This window comes from Palleronia sediminis, assembly GCF_004358695.1.
GTDB lineage: Bacteria > Pseudomonadota > Alphaproteobacteria > Rhodobacterales > Rhodobacteraceae > Palleronia > Palleronia sediminis.
This window is the reverse complement of sequence record NZ_SNAA01000009.1, coordinates 101,207-111,858: the sequence shown is the minus strand read 5'-3', so window position 1 is coordinate 111,858 and position 10,652 is coordinate 101,207. Positions and strand designations below refer to the sequence as shown.

Annotated in this window: 15 protein-coding genes; 3 read left to right on the top strand and 12 right to left on the bottom strand. The window is 73.2% G+C overall.

The features are described from left to right. Positions 1 to 4: 4 nt before the first annotated feature. From E2L08_RS09650 to E2L08_RS09595, 12 genes are all read right to left on the bottom strand, one after another. Positions 5 to 655: an RcGTA-type gene transfer agent tail tape measure protein gene (locus E2L08_RS09650; protein ID WP_133396862.1), complete on the bottom strand. Its 651-nt coding sequence runs from the start codon at positions 653 to 655 to the stop codon at positions 5 to 7. Next, the gene (locus tag E2L08_RS09645) at positions 652 to 849 is read right to left on the bottom strand and encodes a rcc01693 family protein (protein WP_133396861.1); all 198 of its coding nucleotides are present in this window, start codon (positions 847 to 849) and stop codon (positions 652 to 654) included. The genes E2L08_RS09650 and E2L08_RS09645 overlap by 4 nt, the downstream gene beginning before the upstream one ends. Beyond that, a complete protein-coding gene (locus E2L08_RS09640) occupies positions 846 to 1,157 on the bottom strand; it encodes a gene transfer agent family protein (protein WP_133396860.1) in 312 nt (103 codons plus the stop codon). The genes E2L08_RS09645 and E2L08_RS09640 overlap by 4 nt, the downstream gene beginning before the upstream one ends. Then, positions 1,157 to 1,570, bottom strand: coding sequence for a phage major tail protein, TP901-1 family (locus E2L08_RS09635; RefSeq protein WP_133396859.1), 414 nt, complete (start codon positions 1,568 to 1,570; stop codon positions 1,157 to 1,159). Before E2L08_RS09635 ends, E2L08_RS09640 begins: the two co-directional genes overlap by 1 nt. 29 nt (positions 1,571 to 1,599) lie before the next feature. Next, positions 1,600 to 1,998 (bottom strand): DUF3168 domain-containing protein, encoded by a 399-nt coding sequence (locus E2L08_RS09630; protein ID WP_133396858.1) that lies wholly within the window; start codon positions 1,996 to 1,998, stop codon positions 1,600 to 1,602. Next, positions 1,995 to 2,327, bottom strand: a complete 333-nt coding sequence (locus tag E2L08_RS09625) for a head-tail adaptor protein (protein ID WP_206076994.1) — start codon at positions 2,325 to 2,327, stop codon at positions 1,995 to 1,997. The genes E2L08_RS09630 and E2L08_RS09625 overlap by 4 nt, the downstream gene beginning before the upstream one ends. Further along, positions 2,327 to 2,908, bottom strand: a complete 582-nt coding sequence (locus tag E2L08_RS09620) for a head-tail connector protein (RefSeq protein WP_133396856.1) — start codon at positions 2,906 to 2,908, stop codon at positions 2,327 to 2,329. The genes E2L08_RS09625 and E2L08_RS09620 overlap by 1 nt, the downstream gene beginning before the upstream one ends. Before the next feature lie 166 nt (positions 2,909 to 3,074). Then, positions 3,075 to 4,259, bottom strand: a complete 1,185-nt coding sequence (locus tag E2L08_RS09615) for a phage major capsid protein (protein ID WP_133396855.1) — start codon at positions 4,257 to 4,259, stop codon at positions 3,075 to 3,077. A gap of 32 nt (positions 4,260 to 4,291) precedes the next feature. Then, positions 4,292 to 4,843: an HK97 family phage prohead protease gene (locus E2L08_RS09610; protein WP_133396900.1), complete on the bottom strand. Its 552-nt coding sequence runs from the start codon at positions 4,841 to 4,843 to the stop codon at positions 4,292 to 4,294. Further along, entirely contained in the window at positions 4,843 to 6,021 is a 1,179-nt protein-coding gene (locus E2L08_RS09605) for a phage portal protein (RefSeq protein WP_133396854.1), read from the bottom strand. The genes E2L08_RS09610 and E2L08_RS09605 overlap by 1 nt, the downstream gene beginning before the upstream one ends. A gap of 11 nt (positions 6,022 to 6,032) precedes the next feature. Beyond that, entirely contained in the window at positions 6,033 to 7,382 is a 1,350-nt protein-coding gene (locus tag E2L08_RS09600) for a DNA-packaging protein (protein ID WP_133396853.1), read from the bottom strand. A gap of 18 nt (positions 7,383 to 7,400) precedes the next feature. Then, positions 7,401 to 7,730, bottom strand: a complete 330-nt coding sequence (locus tag E2L08_RS09595; RefSeq protein ID WP_240758184.1) for a hypothetical protein — start codon at positions 7,728 to 7,730, stop codon at positions 7,401 to 7,403. Between the two features lie 275 nt (positions 7,731 to 8,005). Between E2L08_RS09595 and E2L08_RS09590 the strand changes: the two genes are divergently transcribed. The 3 genes from E2L08_RS09590 to E2L08_RS09580 all read left to right on the top strand — a co-directional run bounded on the left by E2L08_RS09590 (position 8,006) and on the right by E2L08_RS09580 (position 10,639). Continuing rightward, on the top strand, positions 8,006 to 8,896 hold the full coding sequence (locus tag E2L08_RS09590) for a PfkB family carbohydrate kinase (protein WP_133396852.1): 891 nt from the start codon (positions 8,006 to 8,008) through the stop codon (positions 8,894 to 8,896). Further along, a complete protein-coding gene (locus E2L08_RS09585; RefSeq protein ID WP_133396851.1) occupies positions 8,893 to 9,840 on the top strand; it encodes a pseudouridine-5'-phosphate glycosidase in 948 nt (315 codons plus the stop codon). Before E2L08_RS09590 ends, E2L08_RS09585 begins: the two co-directional genes overlap by 4 nt. A 109-nt stretch (positions 9,841 to 9,949) precedes the next feature. Further along, positions 9,950 to 10,639, top strand: a complete 690-nt coding sequence (locus tag E2L08_RS09580) for a DUF502 domain-containing protein (RefSeq protein WP_133396850.1) — start codon at positions 9,950 to 9,952, stop codon at positions 10,637 to 10,639. The last annotated feature ends 13 nt before the right edge of the window (positions 10,640 to 10,652 follow it).

The window sequence follows — 10,652 nt, the reverse complement described above, 5'->3', positions numbered from 1 at the left end:
CTTGTCAAAGATTGCGGCGGCCGCGCGCCAGCGCCCGGCTCATCTCGGCGGCGATCTGCCCGCGCGAGCGGCGGAACCCCTCGGCGTCGGGGGTCGAGACGTTGACGACCACCTGCACCGGCCCCGCCCCGCCGCCCGGCGCGCGCACGCCCAGCTTGCCATCGGCCCCGCGCGCGAGCGGCATGATCGCCTCGGGGCCCGCCTCGCCCATCAATCCGGTGCCGCCCCGCATGGGAAAGGTCACCGGGCCCGTGACGATGCCCCCGGTCGCGAACGGCATCACCCGCCCCTGCGCGAACGATCCGCCCTTGGCAAAGGGCATCAGGGCGCCCACCGCGCTCTCGATCGCACCCGAGGCCGCGCCCCCGATGGCCGACGTCACCGGCGCCAGCGCCGCGTTATAGGCCGCATCGACCATCGACCGCGCCACATCGCGCAGCACGTCGCTCAGCCGCGCGCCGTCGCTGATGACCCCGTCAAAGGCGCGGCGCAGCTCGCGCGAGATCCCGCCCGACAGCACCGACACCCCCTGTCCGGCGGCCTCGGCGCTGCCCCGCACCGCGCGCAATTCGCCCTCAAGCGCGCCCAGAGACGCACCCGCCCCGCCCGCGCTGTCCTCCAGCGCCTCCAGCGCCGTCTCCAGATCCTCGCTCATGTCGCGTCCTTTCCGATATCGGGAAAGGCGGCGGACAGCTCCTCCATCCGCCGCCGGCCCAGCGGCACGGGCCCACCGCCCCCGCCGCCCAGCATCCGCTCGAGCTCCGCGGGCGTCAGCGCCCAGAACTCGGCCGGTCGCAGCCCCAGCGCCGCACCCGCCCGCATCAGCGCGGGCCAGTCGAACCGGGTCATGCCGCGCCGAACCCGCGGGCCAGCAACTGCCCCGCTGCCCGCACCGCGTCCAGACCACCGCCCGCGACCTCGGCGCGCGCGAGATCGGCCGCCGTGCCCGCCCAGCCGCCACCGCGCAAACCCGCCGCGAGCAGCGCGATCAGGTCGCGGCTGCGCGCGCGGCCGTCCTCGAACCGCGCGACCAGCTCGACCAGCGTATCGGCACCCAGCTCGGCCTCGAGCTCAGCCAGAGCGCCCAGCGTCAGCTTGGCCACCCGCCGCTCGCCGTCGACGACCAGCACCACCTCTCCGGCCCAGGGGTTCGCCATCACAGCGCCGTAAAGGTCAGCTCACCCGCCGAGACGAGCGACATCTCGAAGGTCGCCTCGCCCTCCAGCGTGCCGGCATATTCCAGCCCCGCGATCTGGAACGGGCCCTCGACGATGCCGAAATCGGGCACGATCACCTGGAACCGCGGCACCACCCCGTCAAAGAACACCTGCCGCGCCCGCGCATCCGATGCCGCGTCGCGGAACACGCCCGAGCCGCTGACCTGCGCGCTGCGCACGCCCGCGCCGCCCAGAAGCTCGCGCCAGCCCCCCGCGCTATCGAGGCTCGTCACGTCCACGCTTTGCGCGTTGAACGAGATCCGGGTCGCCCTCAGCCCGGCCACCGTCTCGAACAGGCCCTGCCCGTCGAGGTCTATCTTGATGAGTAGATCCTTGCCGCCCTGCGCCGCCATGGCACCGCCCTCCGTTTTGAATAAAACCGTCAATCGTCAGTCAGATGCGCGCGAAAGCTCAGGTCGATTCGGCGCGCCGCACCCGACCGTTTCGCCTGCGCGCGCCGGAATGCCAGCGTCAGCACCCGGCCCCGCTCCAGCTCCAGCGGCCCGCCCAGCAGCGCGTCCGACACCGCCGCCGCCGCGCGCTTGGCCGTGGCGAACCCCGCCGCGTCGCTCAGCACACTCACGACGAACTCGTGCTCCGCCCCCGCGCCGCTGCGGTCCGAGCGGTCGCGCACCCGCTCCTCGCCCAATGTCACCCATGTCCCCGGAGGTGCCCCCTCGGGCACCGCGTCATGGACCGGCGCGATCGCGCCAAGCCCCGCATCCCCCGCGAGCCGGGCGAACACCGCCGCCTGCAACGCCGCCGCCATTGCGTAGCTCATTGCGCCGTCTCCTCTTCGGCAAAGCAGGTCAGGTGCTCGCCCGCCGCATCCGCCTCGCGCACCGCGCGAATGGCGAAGACCCGTCCGCCCTCGCGGAACCGCTGGCCCGCCACCGGCCGCGCGGGCGAGCCCACCGGGGCGCCCCGCACCGTGATCCGCCAGCCCACCCGCGAAAGGCTCATCTCGTCGGCGCCCACGCGGCGCGCCGAACCCGGCCGCATCGCCGCCCACAGGATGCCCAGACCCGCCCAATCCTCGGCGAACCCGCCCGCCCCGTCGGGCACGCGCACCCGCATCTCCAGCACCAGCCGCCGCGACAACCCGCCCATCACCACGCCCCCGCGAGGCGCAGCACCCGGTAGGGCGCCAGCAACTCGGCCACGCCGCGCGGCAGAGCCGTCAGGCCGCGCACGTCGTCATGGCGCTGCACCGCCAGCGCCAGCACCGCCGCCGCCATGTCGCCCGGCACCTCGGACCAGCTTGCCGCCAGCCCCGCCTCGAACACGATCTCGCAATGCCCGCCCGCCGGGATCGCCGGCAGGCCAAAGCCGCGCGCGACCAGCGCCGGCTGTCCCGGCCCCCGCGCCACATGCACCCGGTCGAGCGCGACCTCCTCCGCGGCGCCGTCGGGCGCGAACAGCGTCATGCTCGCGACCGAGACCAGCGGCCCGCGCGGCAGCGCCTGCCGCCCCGCCATCCGCCAGCCATCGACCGACAGGCGGAACGCGCGCCGCAGCACCGCGCGCCCGGTCAGCGCCTCGACCTGGGCCAGCGCCTGGCGCAGCGTCCGCGCCAGCGCCGCATCCTCGGCCGCGTCGTCGGCAAACCCCGTCCCCAGCCTGAGCTGCCGCCGCAACTGGCCCACGGGCAGATCCCCGGCCGCGATCTCCGAAAGCTCGGTCAGATACATCTCTCTCCTCCTGCAATCCCGATGACCGCTTCCGGTCGCTAGCTTTGGGGGGCGGTCCGGCCTTCCTCGCCGCTCGGGCGGAAGGTCTGCTGGCCGACCCGGTCGACCGGCCCGCCCGCCCGACCGCCCGCCCCCGTCGCCGGGCGCGGACGGCCTCTTCCGGCCGTCAGACGGCCGAGAAGCGCATCACCTTGATCGCGGCGAAATCGCTCACGTCGCCGCCCACGCGCTTGGTCGCGTAGAACAGCACATGCGGCTTGGCGCTGAACGGATCGCGCAGGATGCGCAGGTCGGGGCGCTCGGCGATGGTGTAGCCGGCGGCGAAATCGCCGAAGGCGAGCGCGGCCGAGCCGGCGGCGATATCGGGCATGTCCTCGGCGATCAGCACCGGGTACCCCATCAGCCGCGCGGGCTCGCCCGCGGCCAGCCCGTCCGACCACAGGAACCGCCCGTCGGCATCCTTGAGCTTGCGCACCACGCCCGCCGTCTTCGAGTTCATCACGAAACTCGCATTGGCCCGGTATCCCGCGCCCAGCGCATAGACGAGATCGACGATGGCATCGGCCCCGTCGAACCCGCCCTCGACGCCGCTCGCCACGCTGCCGATCTCGCCCCAGGACCACTCCGCCTCGGGCACGACCGGATGGCTGAGAAAGCCGCGCGGCTTCTCGATGCCGTCGCCCAGGATGAAAGCCGCGGCCTCGGCACGCGCGAATTTCTCGGCGATGCGCCCCGCCAGCCAGCCCTCGATGTCAAAGGCCGCGTCGTCCAGCAGCCGCTGGCTCGCCTTGGGCAGGGCCGACAGCTCGTGCAGCGGGATGGTGATGCGCTCGATCTGGGGGGTGCCCGTCTCGACCACGCCGCCCGTCTCGCTGGCCCAGCCCGCGCCCGCCTCGGCGGTGTCGATCAGCACGTCAAAGCTCGTGGCCTCGACATTGACGACCGTGGCGACCGACCGGATCGACGCGGTCGAGCGCAGCACCGCCCCGACCTCCTCGGCGGTCTGCGGATCGACGAGATAGCCGCCGTCGCCCGCCACCGCGGCGCTCATCCCCTTGCCCTCGAGCGCGAGCCCCCGCAGCGCGTCGTCGCAGCCCTGGCGGACATAGGCCTCAAAGGCCTTCTGATGGGGGATGCCGCTTTCGGCGGCGGTGCTCAGCATCGGGCGGCCGGCGCCCGCGGATTTGGCCTGAAGCATGGTCAGTCGCTCTTCCTGTTGTTGAAGCCGTTTCATAACGTCGTTCTGAAAGCCCCTGAGATCGCTGACGAAATCAGTCATTGCGGCTTTCATTTCCTGGGCCGGGGAAAGGCATGCCTCCTCCGGCCGGGATCCTGTCCCGGTCGCATCCATCGCTCGTCTCCTGTCGGTTTGCGCGCCGGGCCTCAGCCGCCCGTCGCCAATGCCTGCCGGGCGTCGCGCAGCGCCGCCGCCAGGTCGCGCATCGGATCGGGGGCGCCGGGCGCGTCGCCCTTGGCCCCGACCCGCGCCTCTCCGAGCATCGGGAAGGTCACGAGCGACACCTCCCAAAGCTCAAGCTCCGTCAGCCGCCGCCCGCCGCCCGCATCGCGGGTGGCGCGCCGGGTGCGATAGCCGATCGACAGCCCGTCGATGGCCCCCGCCTCGAGCAGCGCCGCCGCCTCGCGGGCGCGCGCCACCTCGGGCAAGAGCCGCCCGCGCACCCACAGCCCGCGCCCATCCTCGCGCACCTCGTCCCAGACGCCGATGGGCTGGGCGGGATCGTGCTGCCACAGCATCCGCACCTTGCCGCCCCGCGCGGCCAGCGCCGTCAGCGACGCGCCATAGGCGCACGGCTCGACCACGTCGCCGCCCTGGTCCACCGCGCCGAAAATCGAGGCATAGCCCTCGATCCCGGCGCCCTCCACGACCAGCCCCGGCCCGTCGCCGCCCGCGCAGAACTTCCGCTCAAGCTCCATCATTCACCCCCCTTCGGTCCCAGCCCCAACAGGGCCCGCTTCTCGTCGTCGCTCAGGAAGGCGGCCGCGCCGATCCGGCGCCAACGCGCCTCGCGCTCGGCCGCCAGCGCCGGCACCGCGTCCAGATCGACGCCCAGCGCCAGCGCCTCGCCCGCGAAGCGGCCCAGCCAGTGCGACAGCCCGCCCAGCACGCGCCCGGCCAGCGGCAGCACCGTCAGGCGATAGAACGCCCGATGCGCCTCGGCGTAATTGGCATAGGTCGCGTCGCCCGGTATCCCCAGCAGCATCGGCGGCACCCCGAAGGCCAGCGCGATCTCGCGCGCCGCCGTCTCCTTGGTCTGGCGAAACTCCATGTCCGAGGGCGAGAACCCCATCGGCTTCCAGTCGAGCCCCCCTTCGAGCAGCATCGGCCGCCCCGCATTGCGCGCGCCCTGGTGATGCGCCTCCATCTCGGACAAAAGCCGGTCGAACTGCTCGGGCGGCAGCATCCCCTCGCCGCCCTGGTAGACGATCGCTCCCGACGGCCGCGCGGCATTGTCCAACAGCGCCTTGGACCAGCGCGACGCGGCGTTATGCACGTCCATCGCGCCCGCCGCCGCCTGCATCGGCGACAGACCGTAATGGTCGTCCGTCGGGTGAAAGCTGCGGATATGGCACACCGGCGACAGCCCGCCCTCGACCCGGAACAGGTGCCGCGCCGCGCCCACCGCGTATTCATAGCCCACCGGCCATCCGTCGGCGCCGGGCACGACCGACATCCGGTCCGAACGCAGGACGTGCAGCTCTTCGGGCAAGCCGCCGCCTCGCGTGCCGGCCGCCTCGACATAGCCATCGCCCGACAGCAGGATCTGCCCGAACAGCGCCTCGAACAGCTCGGCCCGGCCCTGCCCGCCATTGGGCCGCGCCAGCAGCTCGAGCGCGGGATGCGCCGCCATCCGCGCGCCGCCCGCCTCCAGCACCACCGGCAGCGCGGCGGCGGCCTCGGCCACCATCCGCACGCAGCGGAACCCCACCGGGTTGCCCTGGAACCCGTTGCGCATCAGCGACCCGGTATCGCGCGGCGACCAGGCGACCCGGCCGCCGCCCCCGAGGCTGCGCTGCGCGACCAGCCGCCCGGCCGCGCTCGCCTTGGCCTCGGGCGCCGCACGCGCGCCCTCGCGTTTTCCCAGTCCAAACATCGCCTCTCCCCTCACAGGCTGCGCACCAGCGGCCGGGCCGCCGGGCCGCGCAGCATCAGTTCCGTCAGCGCCCAGACCAGCGCATCGACCCGGTCGGGGCTGCCCGCCCCCTGGAAACCCGCCACGCTCATCAGGCACATCTCGCCCTCCAGCGCGTCGAGCCGCCCCCGGTGGACCACCCGCCCCTGTTCGTAGAGCGCGGCCACCGGTTCCGACCTCGCCACCTTGCCACGGCTGGCGTGAACGGCGCGGTAACTCACCGTGCGGTCCACCTGGCGCACGATGGTCTCGACCATGTCGCCGCCCTGGTTGACCTCGGCCACCAGCCGGTCGGCCCCGTGGCGGTGATAGGCGGCCACCGCCGCGCGCGCCCATGTGTCGGGCGAGGCGCCCTCGACGCTCGCATCCTCCAGCACCACGGCCCGCTCGCCGCAGGCTGACACGCCCGCCACGACGATCCCGCAGGCATCGCCCGCGCCGGTCGCCGGCGGATCGACGGCGACGACCACCCGCGCGGGCGCGAACCCGCCCCGGCACCCGTCGAGCCCGGCGCGCGTCCACAGCGCGCCCTCGACCTCCTCCAGCAGCTCGCCCGACAACTCCTGCCGGCCCAGCCGCGTGCCGCCATAGCGCGCCTCCACCTCGGCCAGGAAAGACGCGGCGAGGTTGGCGCGGTTGGCCTCGGTCGCGGCCCGGCTCACCACCGTCGAGGGCGCCGCCAGCAACCGCTTGAGCACCGGCACGTTGCGCGGCGTCGTGGTCACGCATTGCCGCGGCAGATCGCCCAGCCGCAGGCAGAACTGGAGCATGTCCCAGGCGGCCTCGGCCTTGCGCCACTTGGCCAGCTCGTCCACCCAGGCCGCGTCGAATTGCGGCCCGCGCAGCGCCTCGGGCTCATGCGCGGAAAAGACCTGGGCCACCGCACCGTTGGGCCAGACGAGCCGCTTGCGCGTCGCCTCCCAGGCCGGGCGGCGGTCGGGTGGCGCGCAGGCCATGATCCCGCTCTCGCCAAAGACCATCACCTCGCGCACCTGCTCGATGGTCTCGCCGACCAGCGCCATGCGCCGCGCGGCGCCCCCGTCCATCGGCCGCGGCCCCTCGACCATCGACCGCACCCATTCGGCGCCGGCCCGCGTCTTGCCCGCGCCGCGCCCGCCCAGGATCACCCAGGACCGCCAGTCGCCCGGCGGCGGCACTTGGTGGCGCATCGCCCAGAAGCCGAAGAGATAGGGCAGCGCCAGCAACTCCCCCTCCGTCAGGTCGGACAGGAACGCGGCCTGCACTTCGGGCGCCGCCGCGGCGATCGCGGCGGCCCCTCCGCCCAGCGGCACGGGCGGCGGCGCGCAATCGGCGCAGCTCATGCCCCCATCCCCGCGCGCTCAGCCATGGCCCGCCGCGCGCAAGCGCGCCAGCCTCCGGCCGATCTCGGCCCGCGCCGCCTCGAAATCCATCGCGTAATCATGCGCGATCCCCGCCTGCTTGCGCCTGAGCGCGTCGAGCCTTTCGCGCTCGGTGAACATGGTCTGCACCGCGCGCCTCAGCGCCTCCGACAGCCCCCGCAACTCGCTTTCGACCAGCGCATCCTCCGCGCGCAGCCGCAGCTTCGCCCCTTCGAGGTCGCCGAGGATCTCGACCACCTGTTCCTCCGCCAGGTCGAGAAGCGCCTCCGCGCGCTCCCCGCCCTCGTCCTGCACCCGCGTCACCGTCATGCCGCCTGCTCCCCATGCCTGCCCTCCGTCATTCCCCGAGCGGTCCCCGTCTCCAGCCCGACCACCCTGCCACGCCGGGCTTGCCACGCCGCCAAGTCGCCGCGCGGTGCCATCACGAAGGGGAAACGCCCTTGGAAACGATCCCCATCAACAACTTGCGCGCCGAACCTCACCCACCACGCGAACCGCCTCACCCAACCATGACCGCGCCGACCGCCCGCATTCGCGCAGATCGGCGCTTGCTTCGGCGGCGCCCATGACGCAAATGCCCGCGCATGAGCACCGCCCCCCTCTGCATCGGTAGCGTCCTGTGGGATCTCATCGGCTGCGCGCCCACCGCCATGCGCGCGGGCGACGACCGCCCCGGCCGCATCCGCGCCCAGCCCGGCGGCGTGGCGCTCAACATCGCCATGGGGCTCGCCCGCCTCGGCCATGCGCCCGACCTGCTCAGCGCCGTGGGCTGCGACCCCGAGGGCGACGCGCTGCTGGCGCTCATCGCCCGCCACGGCATCGGCATCGCCCATGTCCACCGCCCCGAGGGCCTGCCCACCGACCGCTACATGGCGATCGAGGGCACCAACGGCCTGATCGCCGCCATCGCCGATGCCCATACGCTCGAGGCCGCCGGCGCGCGCATCCTCGCCCCGCTCGAGGATGGCCGCCTCGCCACCCCCGACGTGCCCTTCGAGGGCTGCGCGGCGCTCGACGGCAACCTGCCCGCCGACCTGCTCGCGCGCCTGGCCGATGCGCCCTGGCTCGCCCGCGCCGATCTGCGCGTGGCCCCCGCCTCTCCGGGCAAGGCCGAGCGGCTGATCCCGCTGCTGTCGCACCCCCGCGCGACCTTCTACGTCAACCGCGCCGAGGCCGGGATCCTGCTGGGCGCCACCGGCGCGCCCGACGCCGCCGACGCGGCCCCCGCGCTGGTCGCCGCCGGTGCCGCGCGCGCCATCGTCACCGACGGCGCCGCCCCCGCGGCCATGGCCGATGCCGAGGGGCTGCTCATCGCGACGCCCCCGCCCGTGCGCGTGGTCGGCGTCACCGGCGCGGGCGATGCCTTCATGGCGGCCCATATCGCCGCCGAACGCGGCGGCGCCGACCGCGCCGCGGCCCTCGATGCGGCGCTCGCCTATGCCGCCTCCCACATCTCCAAGGAGCTCGCCCCATGACCGGACCCATCGCCTATTCCCCCGAGGTCGCCGCCGCGCGCGAGGCCGGAACGCCGCTGGTCGCGCTCGAAAGCACCATCATCACCCACGGCATGCCCTGGCCGCGCAATCTCGAGACCGCGCGCCGCATCGAGACCGTGATCCGCGACGAGGGCGCGGTGCCCGCCACCATCGCCGTGATCGAGGGCACGCTGCATGTCGGGCTCACCGACGAGGCGCTGTCCCAGCTCGCCCGCGCCGAGAACGTGGCCAAGCTCAGCCGCGCCGATCTCGCCGCCTGCATGGCCACCGGCGGCACCGGCGCCACCACCGTCTCGGCCACCATGATCGCCGCGCGCCTCGCCGGGATCGAGGTCTTCGCCACCGGCGGCATCGGCGGCGTGCATCGCGGCGCCGAGCTCAGCTTCGACATTTCTGCTGACCTGCGCGAACTGGCCGAGACCCCCGTGACCGTGGTGGCCGCGGGCGCCAAGGCCATTCTCGACCTGCCCAAGACCTGGGAGGTGCTCGAGACCTACGGCGTGCCCGTGATCGCCGTGGGCCAGGACGTGCTGCCGGCCTTCTGGTCGCGCCGCTCGCCCCATCCCGCGCCGCTCCGGCTCGACACCGCCTCCGAGATCGCCGCGGCCCATGTCATGCGCGGCGCGCTGGGCCTGCCCGGCGGGCAGTTGGCCGCCAACCCCATCCCCGAGGCCGACGAGATCCCCGCCGAGACTCTGGCGCCGCTGATCGAGCAGGCCCTCGCCGATGCCGAGGCCGACGGCATCGCCGCGAAATCGGTGACGCCCTACCTGCTCGCCCGCCTCTACGAGCTGACCGACGGCCGCTCGCTCGAGGCCAATATCGCGCTCGTGCTCAACAATGCGTGTCTGGGCGCGGCGATCGCCCGCGAAATAGCCGGTTTGCGCGACCGGGTCGCGGGCGCGCAGATTGATCCGTTGTAAGGGCCGGGCGCGGGGCCTAGATTGACCTGTCGGCCGCCCTCACCGGCCGACACAATCGCGTCCACCCCTTGACCCAGCCGGATCTTCCCCCGTGGCCAGATCGTCCAAGATGAAGCTCCCCGATGCGCCCGCCCTGCCGCGACGGCCGGGCATCCTGTCCCGGTTCCGGGGCAATTTCCTGACCGGGCTGGTGGTGATCGCCCCCATCGGCCTGACCGTCTGGCTGATCTGGGCCACCATCGGCTGGATCGACGCGGTGGTGCTGCCCTTCGTGCCGATGCGTTTCCGCCCCGAGCAATATATCGGGATCAACCTGCGCGGCGTCGGCGTCATCTTTTTCCTGGTGTTCACGGTGGCGATCGGCTGGCTCGCCAAGGGGCTGATCGGCCGCTCGCTGCTGCGCTGGGCCGAAAGCATCGTGTTCTACACGCCCATCGTGCGCTCGGTCTATTCGGGGCTGAAACAGATCGCCGAGACCGTGTTCGCCCAGACCGAGACCTCGTTCGACAAGGCCGTGCTGATCGAATACCCGCGCAAGGGCATATGGGCCATCGCCTTCGTCTCGACCTCGGCCAAGGGCGAGGTGGCCGAGATCATCCCCACCAGCGACGACAAGGCGGCGGTGTTTTTGCCCACGACGCCCAACCCGACCTCGGGCTTCCTGCTTTTCGTGCCCCGCTCCGAGCTGATCGAGCTCGAGATGACGGTCGAGGATGCGGCCAAGCTCGTGATCTCGGCGGGGCTCGTCTATCCCAATGGCAAGGATCCGACCAAGCCCCGGCTCGAAGCGGCGCAATAGCCCCCTCGCGCAG

What these genes read in the sequence shown, in the direction of transcription:
- E2L08_RS09645 (WP_133396861.1), bottom strand. Translation starts at nt 849, where the DNA reads ATGACCCGGTTCGACTGGCCCGCGCTGATGCGGGCGGGTGCGGCGCTG.
- E2L08_RS09640 (WP_133396860.1), bottom strand. Translation starts at nt 1,157, where the DNA reads ATGGCGAACCCCTGGGCCGGAGAGGTGGTGCTGGTCGTCGACGGCGAG.
- E2L08_RS09600 (WP_133396853.1), bottom strand. Translation starts at nt 7,382, where the DNA reads ATGAGCTGCGCCGATTGCGCGCCGCCGCCCGTGCCGCTGGGCGGAGGG.
- E2L08_RS09630 (WP_133396858.1), bottom strand. Translation starts at nt 1,998, where the DNA reads ATGAGCTACGCAATGGCGGCGGCGTTGCAGGCGGCGGTGTTCGCCCGG.
- E2L08_RS09585 (WP_133396851.1), top strand. Translation starts at nt 8,893, where the DNA reads ATGACCGGACCCATCGCCTATTCCCCCGAGGTCGCCGCCGCGCGCGAG.
- E2L08_RS09595 (WP_240758184.1), bottom strand. Translation starts at nt 7,730, where the DNA reads ATGACGGTGACGCGGGTGCAGGACGAGGGCGGGGAGCGCGCGGAGGCG.
- E2L08_RS09610 (WP_133396900.1), bottom strand. Translation starts at nt 4,843, where the DNA reads ATGGAGCTTGAGCGGAAGTTCTGCGCGGGCGGCGACGGGCCGGGGCTG.
- E2L08_RS09615 (WP_133396855.1), bottom strand. Translation starts at nt 4,259, where the DNA reads ATGGATGCGACCGGGACAGGATCCCGGCCGGAGGAGGCATGCCTTTCC.
- E2L08_RS09580 (WP_133396850.1), top strand. Translation starts at nt 9,950, where the DNA reads ATGAAGCTCCCCGATGCGCCCGCCCTGCCGCGACGGCCGGGCATCCTG.
- E2L08_RS09620 (WP_133396856.1), bottom strand. Translation starts at nt 2,908, where the DNA reads ATGTATCTGACCGAGCTTTCGGAGATCGCGGCCGGGGATCTGCCCGTG.
- E2L08_RS09625 (WP_206076994.1), bottom strand. Translation starts at nt 2,327, where the DNA reads ATGGGCGGGTTGTCGCGGCGGCTGGTGCTGGAGATGCGGGTGCGCGTG.
- E2L08_RS09650 (WP_133396862.1), bottom strand. Translation starts at nt 655, where the DNA reads ATGAGCGAGGATCTGGAGACGGCGCTGGAGGCGCTGGAGGACAGCGCG.
- E2L08_RS09635 (WP_133396859.1), bottom strand. Translation starts at nt 1,570, where the DNA reads ATGGCGGCGCAGGGCGGCAAGGATCTACTCATCAAGATAGACCTCGAC.
- E2L08_RS09605 (WP_133396854.1), bottom strand. Translation starts at nt 6,021, where the DNA reads ATGTTTGGACTGGGAAAACGCGAGGGCGCGCGTGCGGCGCCCGAGGCC.
- E2L08_RS09590 (WP_133396852.1), top strand. Translation starts at nt 8,006, where the DNA reads ATGAGCACCGCCCCCCTCTGCATCGGTAGCGTCCTGTGGGATCTCATC.